This window comes from Streptomyces sp. NPDC058697 (genome assembly GCF_042715345.1).
GTDB lineage: Bacteria > Actinomycetota > Actinomycetes > Streptomycetales > Streptomycetaceae > Streptomyces > Streptomyces liliifuscus.
This window is the reverse complement of the sequence record NZ_JBHXSU010000015.1, coordinates 118659-133952: the sequence shown is the minus strand read 5'-3', so window position 1 is coordinate 133952 and position 15294 is coordinate 118659. Positions and strand designations below refer to the sequence as shown.

At 70.7% G+C, this 15294-nt stretch carries 11 protein-coding genes; 4 read left to right on the top strand and 7 right to left on the bottom strand.

From position 1 onward, the window contains the following. The first annotated feature begins 417 nt into the window (after nucleotides 1-417). Nucleotides 418-708 (top strand): chorismate mutase, encoded by a 291-nt coding sequence (locus tag ACFWXQ_RS30540; protein WP_383941743.1) that lies wholly within the window; start codon nucleotides 418-420, stop codon nucleotides 706-708. 666 nt (nucleotides 709-1374) lie between these two features. Here ACFWXQ_RS30540 and ACFWXQ_RS30535 read toward each other — a convergent pair. After that, nucleotides 1375-2226: a hypothetical protein gene (locus ACFWXQ_RS30535; RefSeq protein WP_383941746.1), complete on the bottom strand. Its 852-nt coding sequence runs from the start codon at nucleotides 2224-2226 to the stop codon at nucleotides 1375-1377. Then, on the bottom strand, nucleotides 2223-3422 hold the full coding sequence (locus tag ACFWXQ_RS30530) for a hypothetical protein (RefSeq protein WP_383941748.1): 1200 nt from the start codon (nucleotides 3420-3422) through the stop codon (nucleotides 2223-2225). Before ACFWXQ_RS30530 ends, ACFWXQ_RS30535 begins: the two co-directional genes overlap by 4 nt. Before the next feature lie 298 nt (nucleotides 3423-3720). Here ACFWXQ_RS30530 and ACFWXQ_RS30525 point away from each other — a divergent pair, with 298 nt between their 5' ends. Beyond that, nucleotides 3721-4719 (top strand): LAETG motif-containing sortase-dependent surface protein, encoded by a 999-nt coding sequence (locus ACFWXQ_RS30525; RefSeq protein WP_383941751.1) that lies wholly within the window; start codon nucleotides 3721-3723, stop codon nucleotides 4717-4719. A 186-nt stretch (nucleotides 4720-4905) separates the two neighbouring features. Here the strand turns inward: ACFWXQ_RS30525 and ACFWXQ_RS30520 are convergent, their stop codons facing one another. The 4 genes from ACFWXQ_RS30520 to ACFWXQ_RS30505 all read right to left on the bottom strand — a co-directional run bounded on the left by ACFWXQ_RS30520 (nucleotide 4906) and on the right by ACFWXQ_RS30505 (nucleotide 11925). Beyond that, a complete protein-coding gene (locus ACFWXQ_RS30520) occupies nucleotides 4906-6684 on the bottom strand; it encodes a GMC oxidoreductase (protein WP_383941754.1) in 1779 nt (592 codons plus the stop codon). 76 nt (nucleotides 6685-6760) lie between these two features. Further along, nucleotides 6761-8386 carry a succinic semialdehyde dehydrogenase gene (locus tag ACFWXQ_RS30515; RefSeq protein WP_383941757.1) on the bottom strand — a complete coding sequence of 542 codons (1626 nt, stop codon included), beginning with the start codon at nucleotides 8384-8386 and terminating at the stop codon, nucleotides 6761-6763. A gap of 127 nt (nucleotides 8387-8513) precedes the next feature. Next, on the bottom strand, nucleotides 8514-10370 hold the full coding sequence (locus tag ACFWXQ_RS30510; protein ID WP_383941760.1) for a protein kinase: 1857 nt from the start codon (nucleotides 10368-10370) through the stop codon (nucleotides 8514-8516). A gap of 73 nt (nucleotides 10371-10443) precedes the next feature. Next, nucleotides 10444-11925, bottom strand: a complete 1482-nt coding sequence (locus tag ACFWXQ_RS30505; RefSeq protein ID WP_383941762.1) for a diacylglycerol/lipid kinase family protein — start codon at nucleotides 11923-11925, stop codon at nucleotides 10444-10446. 166 nt (nucleotides 11926-12091) lie between these two features. Between ACFWXQ_RS30505 and ACFWXQ_RS30500 the strand changes: the two genes are divergently transcribed. Further along, on the top strand, nucleotides 12092-12922 hold the full coding sequence (locus tag ACFWXQ_RS30500; protein WP_383941765.1) for a hypothetical protein: 831 nt from the start codon (nucleotides 12092-12094) through the stop codon (nucleotides 12920-12922). Between the two features lie 110 nt (nucleotides 12923-13032). On the opposite strand, the gene ACFWXQ_RS30495 is transcribed toward ACFWXQ_RS30500, so the two are convergent. Then, on the bottom strand, nucleotides 13033-13719 hold the full coding sequence (locus tag ACFWXQ_RS30495; RefSeq protein WP_383941767.1) for a DUF2848 domain-containing protein: 687 nt from the start codon (nucleotides 13717-13719) through the stop codon (nucleotides 13033-13035). Between the two features lie 185 nt (nucleotides 13720-13904). On the opposite strand from ACFWXQ_RS30495, the gene ACFWXQ_RS30490 reads away from it, so the two are divergent. Continuing rightward, nucleotides 13905-15269, top strand: coding sequence for an MFS transporter (locus tag ACFWXQ_RS30490; protein WP_383941770.1), 1365 nt, complete (start codon nucleotides 13905-13907; stop codon nucleotides 15267-15269). Nucleotides 15270-15294: the final 25 nt, after the last annotated feature.

Sequence of the window (15294 nt, the reverse complement as noted above, 5' to 3'; positions counted from 1 at the left end):
TTATCCCCCCTCGGCCGTCACGGCCTATTTCCCCCCCCCCCCCGCGGCCCCCCCCCCCCCCCCCCCCACTCAGCCCCTGAGGTATTTCAGCCCCTCCGGCGTTTGAGGAGCGGGGATTCGGGGGCGGAGCCCCTGAGGCAGGGACGGGAATGGGTAGGGGCGGCGGGGGCGAGGAAAACCGTCTCAGTATCCGAGCGCGCTTGGTCGGTGGCCGGTGGCCGGGCATACTGCTTCCATGCTCACGCACGAGACCTTCGTCTTTACCTATGGCAACCGGCCCACCGGCTGCCATGGTCGTGCTGCTTGAGCAACTGACAAGCGACTTCCCAGGCGCCCCGGGCCGACAAGGCCCGGGGCGCCTCGCGGTTTCCGGACCTTGCCGCTCCGGGGCACCCCACCCGAAGAGGAGCCCCCGAGATGAGCACAGCCGCCGCCACGGACAGGACCGGCGCCCGTACCGAAGAGGCCGCCGACGTCATCACCGGCGCCCGCGAACGCATCGACACCCTCGACGACCGGATCATCGGCCTCGTCCAGGAGCGCATGGCGATCTCGGCGGTCATCCAGGAGGCCCGGATCGCCTCCGGAGGCCGCCGGGTGAACCTGTCCCGCGAGATGGACGTGCTCGGCCACTACAGGGACGCGCTCGGCAGGCCGGGCACCTCGCTCGCGATGACGCTCCTGGAGCTGTGCCGGGGCCGCGTCTGAGGACCGCCCGCGGAGACCGCGTCCGAGGAGGCTGAGTACGGGCGGGATCCGCGTACGACATCCACGTACGACGGACGTCCGGTGCACGCACGTACGCATGTCCTCTCACCCGTACGGCGCGTGACCGCCCCTCCGCGGGCTTCGTTGGTCCCGGTGTCCGTGTCAGCCAGGGGCGGGCCCGAAGAACCACGCGTGGCTCCGCTGGAACGATGAGGCGTACGGATGTGCGCCGTGGGACCTCGTTCCAGAGAAGTGACCGGACGGCAGGGGACAGCAGCCCGGTCACCCAAGAGAGGTCGGCTCCGGGGACGCCCGGAGCCGACCGGCGGAATCTGTGCAAGGGCGGTCGAAACGGTTGCGGAGGCCGTGGCCCATCGAGCACGATGTCTGGAACCACCCCCAAGTCCCACAACAGACAGCAGCATTGGATCGTCTTACCGCCATTGGTCGAGACCATGCGCACTCCCCCGGTGCGCCGGGGCGCCGACCGGGCGGACAAGCCAGTAAACGGCGCACCCCCCGGCGCCGTCCCGCAGGCACCGGCGCTGCCCTGACGTCGGTGCTGACCACGAAGGGCCCCGCGGTTGTCCCGCGGGGCCCTTCGCCTGTCCGACACGCCGTGCGGCCGGTCCCGTGTCCCCGGCCGTGCCGTCCCGTCCTGTCCCGTCAGGCGGTCGTCCTCTTCAGCTTGGTGAGCTGCGCCTCGACGAGTTCGGCAGGGACCTCGACCTCGTCGGCGTCCAGCATGTTCATCGAGCTGAAGGCCACCAGCGTCGAGCCGTCGCGGACGACCGTGTACGCGGCCGGGACCTCCGCCCCCTCGATGGAGGCGACCAGCCGGAAAGCGACGGACTCGTCGCCCAGCTTCGGATCGGCCAGCGCCTCGACCCCGGAGTACTTGTAGCCGACGTGCTGGTACGCGGTGCACTCGCCCGTCGCCTTGCGCAGCCCGGCGAGCACGTCGTCGGCCTCGCCCGACCCGTACGAGAGCAGCGCGAGCGTGATCACCGAGGCGCTCGTCTCGTCCTCGGCCGTGACGCCACGGCTGAGAGAGGTCCGTGACACCGGGTCGGTGCCGAACAGGAACATGTCGGCGACCGGCTGGCACTTGGCCGGACTCGCCGGGGAGGACGCCCCCTGGAGATCTGCGGATCCCGCCCCCTCGACCTTGTACCCCTTGACGTCACCTGTCGTGAGCGCGGCCTTCTTCAACTGCGCCCGGGTCAGGGACTCGTCCGTGTCCGGGGCGACGGAAGAGTCCTTGCTCGACCCTTTCGCCTGGTCCTGGTCCTTGTCCTCGGCCCCGTCGCCGCCGCCGTTCTTGCCCTTCGCCTTCTCCTTCGATGCGTCGGCCGGCTGCCCGGTGGCCGACGCCCGTGCCGCCTTCTTGTCCTTGCCATCGCCGTCGTCGTCGCCGCCCGCGCACGCCGAAGCGCATCCGAGTCCTGCCACGACCGATGCGGCCACCAGGGTCCGCACGATCCTTCTGCCCACGCCCGTACTCATGTCCGTACTCATGTCCGGGACACCGTTCCACACTCTTCGGTCCCGGACTTCCCGATGTCCCGGCTGCGGTCGTACGGGTCGGTCGTGGGCCCGCTCGGCGGCGCGCCCGTGGGATCGGCCGAGTCGAACTGCGGGTGCAGGAAGCCGTCGTAGATGTCGCAGGCGGAGTTGGCGAGGTCCTGGTCGTGGCGGTTGACCGAGAGCCTGCCCGGGGTGACCTCGTACTTCGCCGGGTTGAGGAGTTCCAGGTCGAGGACGCGGCGGACGATGGTGCGGGAGACCTCGGTGGAGTCCGGGTCGGCCTGGGCCAGCGGGTAGACGAAGGTGTAGTCGGCGTGGATGGCGACGCCACCGTCCGGCCCCGCCTTGAAGGTCGTACGGCCACGGGTCTTGACCACGTCGCCGACGAGCCGCACCTCGTCCGGGTCGAAGCGGCTGAAGAGCCAGAGCGGGTCGCTGTCCTTGCCTGGCTTGCGGAGCCAGGACCTCGCGTCGTCGATCATGCCCGGCTGCTTGGGGTCGAGGATCTTGTCGAGCGTGGTCTCGGGGGTGCCGCCGAGCAGGGTCTTGCGGTCGAGGTTCGCGTCGACGAGCAGGGACTTGGTCTGCGCCAGGGCCTTGGCCACCTGGTCCTTGCCGAACGCGCCGACCGGCTTGGCCTCCGGCAGGACGATTCCGGCCGCGCCGTCGGCGTACCGCACGGCCGGGGAGCCGGCGAACGGCTTGTCCAGCGTGGGCGTTCCGGGCGCGTCGGAGGGGGCGTTCGTCGGTGTCCCGGTCTCGTCGGGCAGCGGGTTCGCCGACTGCGTGCCCCCGTCCGTGTCCGTGCCGGTGCCGAACGGGTCACCCGGCAGCAGGGACGGCTTCATGGCGACCACGGCCACCACGATCGCGAGCACGACGCCGAGGATCGTCCACACCTTGCGGCGCCGGGCCGCGCGCCCGTTCATCTCCTGCCAGGCGGGCCCGGTGCGCCACCCCGGGGGCAGTTCGCCGCGCGCCTCCTGCTGCCGCAGCCGTTCGGTCACCATGCGGGCCCGAGCGGACGGCTCCTTCGGTGCCTCGGACGTGCGGATGTCCCGCTCGCTGTCCTGGACGAACTGCGCCCACACATCGTCCGGTATGGGCTCCCCGGACTGCCCGGATCTCCCGGACCCCTCGGACCCTCCGGGCTCCTCGGGTGACTTCTCCGACGGCTTCTCGGCCATGGCGCTCGCGCCTCTCCCCCATGATCGACCCGCGGATCGACGTTTTCTTCGAACTGCTCGACGGATTACTCGACAGACAAACGATGGACAGTTCTAAGGCGTGCGCAAGGGAGTTCACAAGTCCGGGCCTGCTGTGACCCAGCCCACATAAAAATTCTGTGAGTTCGGGGACAACCCTTTACAGGAGTCACAGGTCTCACTTGCGGAACCAACGGCCGTACCCGCGTATCCCGCACGCGGAGGCCTCCCAACCTTTCGTACCGCAACGCTGCGGTACGCCGGACTCTCCGAGGTCTTCATGAAGCTTCGCCGTGTCATGGCCGCCGCGGCCACGACGGCCGTCATAGCTCCGCTCGCGCTGCTGTCGGCTCCTGCCGCCTTCGCGACCGACCCGACGCCCACCGGCTCCGAGTCCGCGTCCACGACGCCGAGCGCGACGCCGTCCACCACCGAGACGACGACGCCCAGCGCGACGCCCACGACGACGCCGCCGAGCACCGAGATCCCCTCGGGCTCGCCGACCCCGAGCACCAGCACGTCGCCCACCGGGTCGCCGTCCACGACGCCCGAGCCGAGCGAGGACCCGACCGAGCCGGACGTCCCGTACTGCGAGGACCTCGACGAGAACTACGGCGACGCCAAGGTCTCCGCGGACATCAAGGGTCTGCCCGGCAAGATCGTCGCGGGCGACGGCTTCCACAACTTCAACCTGGTCGTCACCAACGACTCGAAGGCCGACCTCAAGGGTGTCGCCTTCTACGCCGAGATCGAGAACTACGAGCTCGACGAGTCGAAGTTCCTGAGCCCGTACGTCACGCTGGAGTTCAAGAACACCGAGTCCGGCAAGTGGGAGCGGATCGGCGACGAGAACTGGGCCGGTGACTACTTCTTCTACGTCGAGTCCCTGAAGGCGAAGGCGAGCGAGAAGGTCGACCTGCGCTTCAGCGTCGACAAGGGCGCTCCGGCCGGTGACTCGTACTCCTTCGGCTCCGGTGCCTACCTGGACAACATCAAGGGCCAGGACTGCATCGCCGAGGGCTGGGCGCAGTACGACTTCGAGGTGCTGAAGGCCGGCTCGGCCAACCCCGACCCGGGCACCGCCGACCCGAGTGACAACGGCAAGGACCCGGTGAAGAAGCCGCAGGGCAACGTCTCCGAGCTGCCGACCGGCAACCTCGCCGAGACCGGCTCCAGCTCCGCCCTGCCGACCATCGGTCTCGTCGGCGGCGCAGCCGTCGTCGCCGGTGCCGGCGCGGTGTTCGTCGTCCGCCGCCGCAAGGCTGCTGCGAACGCGTAAGCGTGAGCGCTCCGCGGGGAGCTTGTGATTCGTCTGCGGGTCGGTGGGGGCCGGTCGCGCAGTTCCCCGCGCCCCTGAAGGGGCGCGGGACGCGTCAGGCGTAATGCGCTTCACGCAAGACACGAAGGACCTGCGCTCGGAGGGGGGTGCAGGTCCTTCGTCGTTTCTGGTCGCCGGTTGCGAGGGTTACTTCTTCGGCGGGACCGTCGGGATTCCCAGGAACGGCAGGCGCAGGGCGCCGAAGGCGTCCGTGGGGACGGCGGGGGCGAGGGGCTCGACCGGCTTCAGGCGCTCGTACGCGGCACCCTGCGCCGGACGCGGGTCCGCCTCGCCCTTGTTGGGCCAGTACGACATCGCGCGCTCCGCCTGCGCGGTGATCGTGAGCGACGGGTTGACGCCCAGGTTCGCCGAGACCGCGGCGCCGTCGACGACCGAGATGCCGGGGTGTCCGTACAGCCGGTGGTACGGGTCGATGACGCCCTCGTCGGCCGACGCGCCGATCGGGCAGCCGCCCAGGAAGTGGGCGGTCAGCGGGGTGCCCATCAGCTCGCCGACGTTCGAGCCGGCGAAGCCGTTGATCTCGGAGGCGATCGCCGAGGCGGACTCCGAAGCGGCCTTGATCTGCTTGGGGTTGGGGGCGCCGTGGCCCTGCCTGGCCGTGAGCAGACCCTTGCCCGCGCCCTTCGGCTTCAGGTACGTCGTCAGGGAGTTGTCGAGGGACTGCATCACCAGGCCGATGATGGTCCGCTCCGACCAGCGGCGGTTGGAGAGCGACCGGGCCACGAGGGTGGGGTGCCTCACCGCGTTGACCAGCCAGCCCAGAACCCTCGACGAGCCCTCCGTGTAGGGGACTTGGAGGATCGACAGGCTGCCCATCGAGTTGGAGCCCCTGCCGTAGCGGACGGGCTCGATGTGCGTGTTCTCGTCCGGGTGGATCGACGACGTGATCGCGACTCCGCGCGTGAAGTCGACCTTCGCCTCACCGGTGGCCTTGCGGTAGCGGCGGTTGTCGGTCTGCGCGCCGACCAGGGCCTCGGAGTTGGTACGGGTCAGCTCGCCCAGCCTGCCGGACAAGTACGGGAGTTGGCCGCTCGACTTCATGCGGTGCAGCAGGGTCTGGGTGCCGTACGTACCGGCGGCGAGGACGACCCGGCGGGCCTTGAAGGTCCTGCCCTCGCCCTTGCGTTTCTCGTCCGTGGGGAGCGTCGTGACGGCGTAGCCGCCCTGCGAGTCGTCCGTGACCGACACGACGGTCGTCATGGGGTGGACGACCGCTCCCGCCTTCTCGGCGAGGTAGAGGTAGTTCTCGTTGAGGGTGTTCTTCGCGCCGTGCCGGCAGCCCGTCATGCACTCACCGCACTCGGCGCACGCCCTGCGGGCGGGTCCCGCCCCGCCGAAGTACGGGTCGTCGACCTGCTGGCCCGGCCCGGCCTTCGCGGTTCCGTCGGCGTCCTCGCCGTCACCGAAGAAGACGCCGACCGGTGCCATGTGGAAGGTGTCGCCCACGCCCATCCGCTGGGCGGCCGCCTTGAGATGGACGTCCGAGGGGGTCATGGTCGGGTTGAGCCGTACGCCGAGCATGCGCTGGGCCTGGTCGTAGTACGGCTTCAACTCCTCCTGCCAGTCGGTGATGTCCTTCCACTGCGGGTCCTCGAAGAACGGCTTCGGCGGTACGTAGAGGGTGTTGGCGTAGTTGAGCGAGCCGCCGCCGACGCCTGCGCCCGCGAGCACCATGACGTTGCCGAGGAGGTGGATGCGCTGGATGCCGTACATGCCGAGTTTCGGTGCCCAGAGGTAGTTCTTGAGGTCCCAGGAGTTCTTGGGGAGGGACTCGGGGGTGAAGCGGCGGCCCGCCTCCAGGACGCCTACGTGGTAGCCCTTTTCTGTGAGGCGCAGGGCGGTCACCGAGCCGCCGAAGCCCGAGCCGACCACGATGACGTCGTAGTCGTAAGTGTCCTGAGGCACGTGTGCTCCTCGTTGAGTGTCCGTGCGGGCCGTATGTGGTTGCTCGCGCAGTTCCCCGCGCCCCTTCGGGGCGCGCTTACCTGAACCTGAATGCCTTCATCAGGCGGAGGCTGCGGCTCATGAACTGGGCGTAGGCCTCGTCGTCCATGCCGAGGGACGGGGCCATGGGCAGCAGGCGCTGCTGGGCTACCGTCTGGGCCTCGGTGTACTTGAGGATGCCCTCGGAGCCGTGGCGGCGGCCGAGGCCGGATTCCTTCATGCCGCCCATCGGGGACTGGACGCTGCCGTAGGCGGGCGCGTAGCCCTCGTTGACGTTGACCGTGCCGGTGCGCAGGCGGGCCGCGACCTTGGCGCCGCGGCGGCCGTCCTTCGTCCACACCGACGAGTTGAGGCCGTAGGGCGTGGCGTTGGCGAGTTCGACCGCCTCGTCCTCGTCCTTGAAGCGGTAGATGGAGACGACCGGGCCGAAGGTCTCCTCGTTGCAGACCGCCATCGGCGCCTCGACGCCGTCCAGGATGGTGGGCTCGAAGAAGTACGGGCCGATGTCCGGGCGTGCCACACCGCCCGCGACGAGCTTGGCGCCCTTGGAGACCGCCTCCTCGACGTGCCGGGTCACCGTCTCCAGCTGGCGCTCGCCGACCAGCGAGCCCATCTCGGCGCCGTACGAGAGGGACTTGCCGAGCCGCATCGCCCTGGTGCGCGTGGCGAACCGCTCCACGAAGGCGTCCGCGATCGACTCGTGGACGTACAACCGCTCGATGGAGATGCAGAGTTGACCGGCGGACGAGAAGCAGGCGCGGACCGCGCCGGCCGCCGCCTTGTCGATGTCGGCGTCCTCCAGGACCAGCATGGCGTTCTTGCCGCCGAGTTCGAGGGAGACACCGACCAGCCGGGCCGCCGCGCTCTGGGCGACCTCGCGGCCCGTGCGGGTGGAGCCGGTGAACGAGACGTAGTCGGCGCGCTTGACGACCTCCGGGCCGACGACCGGTCCCTCACCCAGGACGACCTGGAAGACGTCGGCCGGCAGGCCCGCCTCGATCAGCAGGTCACGGGCCCACAGGGCGGTGAGGCAGGTCTCGGTGTCGGGCTTCATCACGACGGCGTTGCCCGCGACGAAGGCGGGGATCGCGTCGCCGACGGAGAGTTCCAGCGGGTAGTTCCAGGGGGCGATCTGGCCGACGACGCCCCGGGGGTGGCGCAGTTCGGTGACCTTGGTGAGGGCCGGCACGGCGCCCGCGTGACGCTTGGGCCTGAGGTAGGAGACGGCCTTGCGGCCGTAGTGGCGGGCCGCCACGGCGACGGCCTGCACCTCCTCGTGGGCGTGCAGCCGGGCCTTGCCCGTCTCCAGCTGGATGAGGTCCAGCACCTCGGCCTGGCGGGCGAGCACCAGGTCGTGGAAGCGGAGGAGGACGGCGGCGCGCTGCCTGACGGGGGTCTGGGCCCAGACGGCCTGGGCGGCGCGGGCCTTCTCGTAGGCCCGCTCCACGTCCTCGGGGGTGGACTCGGGCAGGTCGGCCAGCTTCTCGCCCGTGAACGGCGTGTGGTTGGCGGTGCGGCCCGAACCGACCACGCCACGCGTGAGCTGTGCGATCAGCTCCGGCGTGACCACGTCAGCAGCCGTGCGGGCGCCCTCGGGGGCGGGCGCGAGGGGGTTGGTGCCGGTCTTTTCCGGGGCCTGTGCCGGGGCCTGCGAGTCGGTCATGGCCCGCAGCGTATGCCCGGGCCCGCCGCTTTGGGTACCCGGCGGTAATAGGGATTCACCGAGTGCACACACGACGCCAGCGATCACTGGCAATGAATGGCCTGATCAGGGGGTTGTCCGGCGACGATCAGGAACCGGCCGAAAAATCGGAGCGCGGCGACCACTTCCTCGACCCGCCGATCTCCAGCCGGTCGCGCGCCCCCTTGAACACCTCCGTGCCCCTTTTCTCGTCCGCCGTCCCCTTCGGCATGTCGACACGCAGCTCGTACAGCCGGCTGTCGTCGGTGAGGATCATCAGCTCCATGACGCGCACCAGCCTCCCCTCGGTCTCGTAGGTCGTGTCGACGAGCACGGCCTCGTTCCCGTGGAAGGACGTCGTCGTGTACTGCGTCTGCGACTGCCCGTATCCGGCCCACGTCTCGGCCGAGTCCTTCGCCTGGCCCATCGGCGAGCGCGGCGCCTTGTCCCACTGGGTCAGGCGGACCTGGATGACCTCGTCGTTGTCGTAGATGGCCATGCGTGGCTGGTCGTTAGGGCCGCCCTGCTCGTGGAAGCGCACGTACTGCCTGGGGAGGGAGAGGACCGCGTTCAGGTCCTCCTCCTCGTGGGCGACCCAACTGTCCCTGGTGGTCGGCGAGTTCGGGCTCACCGACGGCTCACCCTCCACGGCGGTCGCACTGTCGTCGGTGAGCGAGTTCCCGGCCCAGACACCACCCGCGACGAGAAGCGCACCGGCCAGGACTCCGGCCACGAGGAGCGCGGTGGAGCGCTTACGCCGGGGGCGTACGGGCCGTACGGGGATGGACTCGGCCCGGGTGTCCTCCGACGGGGCGGGAGGCTCGGAGGGAGTGTCCGCCTCCGAGGAGGTGGCCGCATCCGACCGGGCGAGCGACTCCGGCCGGGCGGGCGACTCCGGCCGAGACGCTGCCGCCGCAGCCTTGGGTGACCCGGACAACGCGGACGCCTCAGGCTCCTCGGGCGACCCGGATGGCTCGGACGACTCAGACAGCTCAGATGGCTCCGACGACCTCGGCTTCTCCCGTGCCTCGTCCGAGGCGGGAGGTCTGACGAGCTGTACCGTCCCCGAATCGTCCGCGAACTCCCTTAGCTCGGAGGCATCCTGAGGAACCGTCAGCTCCCCCTGCGCAACCGGAGCCGGAACCGGCCACCGATCCGCCACCGCCTCCAGCACGGCGACGACCTCGTCCGCGGCCGGTCTCTCGTCCGGGTCCTTCGCCAGGAGCCGCACGATCAGGGCGCCGAGTGGCCCCGCCTGCTTGGGTTCCGGCGGCTCGCCGGACAGGATCGCGGCGAGGGTGGACTCCAGCGTCGTACGCCGGAATGGGGACCAGCCCTCGACGGCCGCGTACAGGCAGACGCCGAGGGACCACAGGTCCGCGGCGGGACCCGCGCCGCGGCCGGACATGCGCTCGGGGGCGATGAACTCCAGGGAGCCCACGAACTCCCCGCTCATGGTGATGGACTCCTCGCCCTGGATGTGGGCGATGCCGAAGTCGGTGAGTACGACGCGGCCGTGCTGTCCGAGCAGCACGTTGGCCGGTTTCACGTCCCGGTGCACGATGCCCTTGGCGTGCGCGGCCTTCAGCGCGCCCACGACGGCGAGCCCGATCCGGGCGCACTCGGCGGGCGGGAGCGCGCCGCGCTGCAGTACCTCGTGGAGGGACTCGCCGCGGATCAACTCCATGACGATCCAGGGCAGTCCGTCCTCCACGACCACGTCATGGATGGCGACGGCCGCCGGGTGTTCCACGCGCGCGGCCGCCCGCGCCTCCCGCTGGAGCCGGTTGTACGCGCGCTGGTGGGCCGCGTCCTGCGGATCGCCGGGCAGCCGCGGCTCCTTGACCGCGACGTCCCGCTCCACGAGTTCGTCGACGGCCCGCCATACGGTGCCCATGCCGCCGGAGCCGATGCGCTCGGCCAGCCGGTAACGGCCGCCGATCAACCGCCCCCCGTCATCGCTCATGCCCCATCAGTACCGTGCGGGGCCTGAGCTTGTCGACGTCATGCCGTGGGTCATGCGGTGGGCACGGTGTGCGTCACGCCGTGGGCGGGGTCCGGTTCTCGGGCAGAGGCTCGTTCCTGGGCAGGGCCCGGTGCTTGGGGAGTGCCGTACGGCCCACCGCCGCCGCGAGTTTGCGCAGCCGGCGCCAGTCCATCGGCGGCTTGGTCTCCGGCACGCCCGGCCGGTTCCGGGGGACGCGCACGCGCAGCGCGCCGGGCTCGATACGGCACCGTACCGGGGTGGGCAGGACGAAGGCCTCGCCGTCCACTCCGACCTCGATCTCGGGGAGGTCGGCGTCGACGACCACCTCGCGGGCCGTGAGCACCGTGAGCCCGGTGGAGTGCACTCCAAGGAGCAGCCCGGCGGCTTCGGCCGCGTTCTCCACCTTGATGCCGAGGACACCGAGCAGACCGGACTCCAGCCGCTCGCGGTAGCCGAGGCCCGCCGGATCGTCCATGCGGTAGGAGTTGTTGCTCACGAGGAGGGCCTGCGGCGCGTCGATGACGGCCACCCCGGCAGCCTCCGCCCCGCCACCCGAACCGCCGGTCCCACCCGTACCGCCGGTCCCGGCAGTCCCCGCGGTCCCGCCCTTCTCCTCGATCCGGGCGGTCAGCCGCGGACCCCGCTGGTGCGTGAGCAGTTCCGGCAGCAGTTCCAGCGTCGTACGCACCTTGTCGTCCCGGTACTCGGGGCTCTGCACGACCACCGCGTACGCCCCGAACGAGGCGTTGTTGACGAAGGGGTGGCCGCCGGCGAAGCCGAGGTCGACACGGACCTCGACGCCGGCCTCGGTGAGCGCGTCGAGGCAGGTGGCGGGGTCGGTCCGGTCGAGTCCGAGGTCCATGGCGAAGTGGTTGCGGGTCCCGGCGGAGACGACGAGGAACGGGATGTCGTGCTCGGCGGCGATCGCGGCGACCAGCGCCTGGGTGCCGTCACCGCCCGCGACGCCGAGCAGATCGGCCCCGTCGGCGACGGCCCCCCGGGCGAGCTCGGTGACGTCCTCCTTCTTCTCGGGGTCGAGGAGATGGACGCGCGCTCCGAGCCGCTCGGCCTTCTCCTTCAGCCCGAACTGCTCGACCTTCCCGCCGCCGGACCGCGGGTTCATGATGAGGAAGGGCCTGGCGGGGGCGGGCGTCCGGTGCTCGGACACGCGCACGGCGTGCGACTTGGTCAGGCTGAGCGCGAACTTCCCGGCCCAGACGGCGAAGCCCCAGAGCGCCAGGGACACCACGACGACCCACAGCAGGTTCGCGGCGGCGAAGAGCCCGATGACGGTGGCGGGCGTCGCGAGCGCCAGCACCCCCGCCGCGGCCCGGGCCGGCCCCCGGAGGGACAGCACCCACCAGAGCGCGGCGACCGTGACCGCCGTACCGAGCACGCCGATCACCACGAGCAGCACGCTCGCGGCCCCGGCGAATCCGATCGGCAGCAGTACGGCTAGGCCGGCGGCCGCCAGGGCACCGCGCGCGGCCCACCGCTGGCGTGCGTGCGCACGCCCGTCGAGATCCAGGCCCACGCCCGTCACCTCTCTCCACAGGAAGCCGCGGGGAGGGTCGGCGGCTGTCGTCCCTGTTGTCCGTCGGTGCAGAGCAGTATGCCGTTCCTGAACCGGCTTGACGTTTTCTTGACCGGCCCTCAGACTCCCAGCTTCACCGCAATACCACCGAAGGAACATTCGAATAATGAAGAGACTCGCGCTGCCGCGTCCCGGCGCCGCAGCCGTTGTGTCCGTCCTCTCGCTCGCCCTGGTGACCGGCTGCTCCGACAGCGGTTCCGACTCCGTATCGGGCAAGGACGACAAGGCCGCGGGCAAGGAGCCGGCCGCGGCAGCGAAGACCCTCGCCAAGGGTGAGCTGGAGAAGCTCATCATCGCGACGGCCGACGTCAAGGGCTTCAAGGTCGGCCCGGCCGACCAGTCCGAGCAGTTCGCCTCCTCCAAGGAGGAGATCAAGGTCGACGACGAGAAGTGCGAGCCCGTCGCGTACGTCCTCACCGGCTTCGCTCCGGGCGACTCGGCCGCGGCGGTCAACCGCATGGCCCAGGAGGACCCGACGGCCAAGGCGAGCGCGTCCCCCACCAAGAACCTGGATGACATGACCGAGGAGGAGATGGAGGACGCCATGAACTCGATCAACGACGTCCTCGGTTCGACCATCACCATCGTCGCGCTGTCCTCGTACGAGGGCAACGGTGCGAAGGAGACCATGTCCTCGCTCTCCGCGGCGATCGAGGGCTGCGGCGGCGGCTTCACGGCCACGGCCAAGGACGAGCCCGAGAAGTTCAAGAAGGTCGAGGCGGAGAAGGCCTCCGGGAACGGCGACGAGTCGCTGGCGTTCGCGGTGACCGCGGACTCCGAGGGCAGCCCGGTCGTGCACGCGGAGGTCGCGCGGCACGGGAACACGATCGCCACGTACTACTCGATCAGCTTGGCGGCGTTCGCCGACGACGCCAAGGTCTCCGACTACGAGGTACCGGCCGCCCTGATCAAGGCCCAGGCGGCGAAGCTCGGCTGAGCCGACGCGTGTCGAGGCGAAGCCTGTCGGGGCTGCACCCATAGGCAGCCCCGAAGTGCAGCACCCATAAGGAGGGCGGGCCGGGGACACCGGCCCGCCCTCCCGCCGTGTCAGCCGATGGGCTGCGGCATGGGACGGACGTCGTAGGCGAGGCCGATGGTGTCGCCGCCCGCCGGGTCGGCCAGCTCGACGCGCCAGCCCTCGGCGAACTGGTCCACGCCGGGAGCCATCGGGATCGTGCCGGAGATCAGAACCGTCCCGGGCGTCAGCTCGCCGCGGGACCGCAGGACGTCGACCCAGTAGCCCGGGGTGAGGAGTTCGGCGAGCGTCCCGGTCTGGATCTCGGTCTCGGTGCCGTCGTGGCTGACCCAGGCGCGCAGGGTGAGCTCGTCGATGCGGGACTCCACGTCGGCCAGGCGCCAGGCGCGGCGGGCGAGGACGTCGGGCCCTGCGTTCTTGCTCCACGCCACCCCGTGCACCTCCAGATCGCGGTCGGTGTGGTCGCAGGCCGCGGTCAGCAGCAGCTCCCCGTCCTGAGCGACGACCAGCGCCCACTCCGCCTCGCCGGAGGTGCGGCCGTGCTGGACCGCGACCCGCTCGGTCTGCTGGGCGAGGTACGGGGAGACGGGGTAGAGCGCCGGCGTCACGGACGGGCCCGGCACGCCCAGCTCGGCGAGCTCCGCGACGTGCGCGGCGACGTCGTCCTGGCTGCGACCGGCGTACCCGGCGTTGAGGACCTGGACGACATCGACCTCGCGCGTCGATCCGTCGGGCAGTTCGAAGGTCAGCAGGGCCATGAGGGCACTCCCAGGGATCGGGGAACAGGAAACGGGATCGGCGAACGGGATCAGGCACGGGATCGGGGAACGGGTGCGCCGATCGTGATTTCTCCACGGTTAACTTCGGGCGCAGGGCTTGCGCATACGACCTGTATACAAGAAGTATGCCGGAAGGTCGATGTCCCCGAGCAAGGATGGGCACCATGCACGACACCCCGAAGAGCGACGCCGGGGCCGCGGAGAAGCGCTCCGGCGTCCGCCGCGCCTTCGTCGCCAGCCTCACCGGCACGGCCCTGGAGTGGTACGACTTCGCCGTCTACTCCGCCGCGGCCGCCCTGGTCTTCGGTGATCTGTTCTTCCCGTCGGAGGACCCGCTCACCGGCACGCTCCTGGCGTTCTCCACCTACGCGGTCGGCTACGTCTCCCGTCCCCTCGGCGGCTTCGTCTTCGGCCGCCTCGGCGATGTGATCGGCCGCAAGAAGGTGCTGATCGCCACGCTTGTCCTGATCGGCGTGGCGACCTTCCTGATCGGTCTGCTGCCCGCGTACGGGACGATCGGCGTGGCCGCGCCGATCGCGCTGGTCGTGCTGCGCTTCGCCCAGGGCGTCGGCGTCGGCGGCGAGTGGGGCGGCGCCGTACTGCTGTCCAGCGAGTTCGGCGACCCGCGCCGCCGGGGCTTCTACGCCTCCGCCGCCCAGGTGGGCCCGCCCGCGGGCAACCTGCTCGCCAACGGTGTGCTCGCCGCCCTCGGCGCACTGCTGACCGAGGCTCAGTTCGAGTCGTGGGGCTGGCGTGTGGCGTTCCTGCTCTCCGGCGTACTGGTCGCCTTCGGGCTGTGGATCCGGGCCAAGCTGGAGGAGACCCCGGTCTTCAAGGCGATGGAGGCCGAGAAGTCCCGGCCCGAGGCCCCCATCCGCGAGGTCTTCACCACCCAGCCCCGCGCCCTGACCGCCGCGATCCTGTGCCGGGTCGGCCCCGACGTGCTGTACGCCATGTTCACCGTCTTCGTGCTGACCTACGCCACCCAGGAACTCGACATGTCGCGCGGCTCCGCCCTCGCGGCCGTCCTCATCGGCTCCTCGGTCCAGGTCTTCCTGATGCCGCTGGCCGGCGCGCTCTCCGACCGCGTCAACCGGCGCCTGCTGTACGGCGTCGCCGCGGTGGCCGCCGCGGTGTGGCCGTTCGTGTTCTTCCCGATGGCCGCCGGCGGTTCCTGGCTGCCGCTCGCCGCCGGAGTCCTCGTCGCCCTGGTGATCCACTGCTGTCTCTACGGACCGCAGGCCGCCTTCATCGCCGAGCAGTTCTCGCCCCGGCTGCGCTACACCGGCTCCTCGCTGGCCTACACCCTGGCCGGGATCATCGGCGGCGCCATCGCCCCGCTCCTGTTCACCACCCTGCTGAGCGCCTACGACAGCTGGGTACCGCTGGCCGTCTACATCGCTCTCGCCTGCGCGGTCTCCCTGGTGGGCGTCCTCCTGGGCCGCAACCCCGAGGCCGCCGTCGACGAGGACGCGGAGCTCGCCGCGCGGAAGCCCCCGGCCGCGGCGGACGTACCCCTGCCCCGCTGACACAGCCACACAACCCCGTCCAGAC

Excerpts from the sequence above, each read along its gene's own strand:
- ACFWXQ_RS30540 (WP_383941743.1), top strand. The coding sequence starts at position 418 with ATGAGCACAGCCGCCGCCACGGACAGGACCGGCGCCCGTACCGAAGAG.
- ACFWXQ_RS30535 (WP_383941746.1), bottom strand. The coding sequence starts at position 2,226 with ATGAGTACGGACATGAGTACGGGCGTGGGCAGAAGGATCGTGCGGACC.
- ACFWXQ_RS30530 (WP_383941748.1), bottom strand. The coding sequence starts at position 3,422 with ATGGCCGAGAAGCCGTCGGAGAAGTCACCCGAGGAGCCCGGAGGGTCC.
- ACFWXQ_RS30525 (WP_383941751.1), top strand. The coding sequence starts at position 3,721 with ATGAAGCTTCGCCGTGTCATGGCCGCCGCGGCCACGACGGCCGTCATA.
- ACFWXQ_RS30515 (WP_383941757.1), bottom strand. The coding sequence starts at position 8,386 with ATGACCGACTCGCAGGCCCCGGCACAGGCCCCGGAAAAGACCGGCACC.
- ACFWXQ_RS30510 (WP_383941760.1), bottom strand. The coding sequence starts at position 10,370 with ATGAGCGATGACGGGGGGCGGTTGATCGGCGGCCGTTACCGGCTGGCC.
- ACFWXQ_RS30500 (WP_383941765.1), top strand. The coding sequence starts at position 12,092 with ATGAAGAGACTCGCGCTGCCGCGTCCCGGCGCCGCAGCCGTTGTGTCC.
- ACFWXQ_RS30495 (WP_383941767.1), bottom strand. The coding sequence starts at position 13,719 with ATGGCCCTGCTGACCTTCGAACTGCCCGACGGATCGACGCGCGAGGTC.
- ACFWXQ_RS30490 (WP_383941770.1), top strand. The coding sequence starts at position 13,905 with ATGCACGACACCCCGAAGAGCGACGCCGGGGCCGCGGAGAAGCGCTCC.